Origin of the sequence: Rhodococcus marinonascens NBRC 14363, from assembly GCF_001894885.1 — a bacterium.
Taxonomy (GTDB): domain Bacteria; phylum Actinomycetota; class Actinomycetes; order Mycobacteriales; family Mycobacteriaceae; genus Rhodococcus_F; species Rhodococcus_F marinonascens.
The window spans coordinates 1-1,114 of sequence record NZ_BCXB01000133.1; the positions used below are offsets into that span (position 1 = coordinate 1).

General features: G+C 61.4%; 2 protein-coding genes. Both read left to right on the top strand.

Annotated features, from left to right (window positions below; translation table 11 throughout):
* Nucleotides 1-201 precede the first annotated feature (201 nt).
* Nucleotides 202-378: a hypothetical protein gene (locus RM2_RS24830; protein ID WP_169846830.1), complete on the top strand. Its 177-nt coding sequence runs from the start codon at nucleotides 202-204 to the stop codon at nucleotides 376-378.
* A gap of 160 nt (nucleotides 379-538) precedes the next feature.
* Nucleotides 539-928 (top strand): hypothetical protein, encoded by a 390-nt coding sequence (locus tag RM2_RS23200; protein ID WP_072691782.1) that lies wholly within the window; start codon nucleotides 539-541, stop codon nucleotides 926-928.
* Nucleotides 929-1,114 lie beyond the last annotated feature (186 nt).

Sequence of the window (1,114 nt, forward strand, 5' to 3'; positions counted from 1 at the left end):
CTGAGCTTCGGGGTTCGTGGGAGGGGACCACGGCCGGTTGACCCTGTTGAGATCCGGAACCCGATGGACTGAGTCCGGAGGTAAGTCGGGTACGGCTCTACCGTTCGAGAACACGATTGAGAAACCGTGGCCACCGGTGCGGATTTGGCGCGGATGGCGCGGCCGTGGGTGGTTCCGTGGTCTGTGGGGCGGCTTCGATCAATGCGGAGGGTACGGGCGGAGATCGGCTACCTGTTCGGCGGCGATGCGGTGGGCATGCTCGTGGGCGGTGCTCTGAGGATCGGCCAGCCTTTTCCGTTCCAGTCGATGCGAGCGCGATTGGAGGACACATGGTTGGCCCGATTGGAGGACACATGGTTGGCCCGATTGGAGGAGTGACGCGGTGAGTATCAGTGGCTACGGTCTAGTACCGACTCGTCGGTTCGACGATCGTTGTGTCTTCACTCTCCTCCTACAAGAAGAGGTTTTTATGCACGCACGAGCCCTTCAAACGGCCTTTGTCGCAGCAATTCTCACGACTACCGCGCTGACCGGGGGTATGGCAAATGCAGCCTCTCCCACCGAAGGCAGCGTTCCCGACTTCTCTGGCCGTATCCCTCAGACAGGGGACGGACCCCTCCTGTTGGCCATAGCACCCGACGCGTCACAGGTCTCACGTGTCACCGAACTCGTCGACGCCGCACCAAACCCGGCCACGATCGATGGGTTCGTCACTTCGGATACCATTTACTTTTTCGCAGGACCGGACGACACGAGTCGACCCTGCAGTTGGCATCTCTACACCGTGACCAACAGTGGAGAATTCATCGAGCACAACAGTGACACCACCACGTCATCCACCGTGGTGCATACGGGACGGGCCTTCGATGATCCTTTCCACAATGACCTCCTTCGGGTCGACAACTGCCTATTCGGGGTCCGCTTGTGACGGGTGTCGATGGACACTGAGTCCGGGGAGGTAAGCCGGGTACGGGCTACCTCCCGAGAACACGATTGAGGAATTGCGACACCGCGCCGGTGCGGATTTGGCGCGGTGTCGCGTTCGCGCGGCACCGGAGGCCTGGCCACCGTGCGCTGCGCGCGAGGCGTCGAACATCGCTTGGTGGTGTTCGCT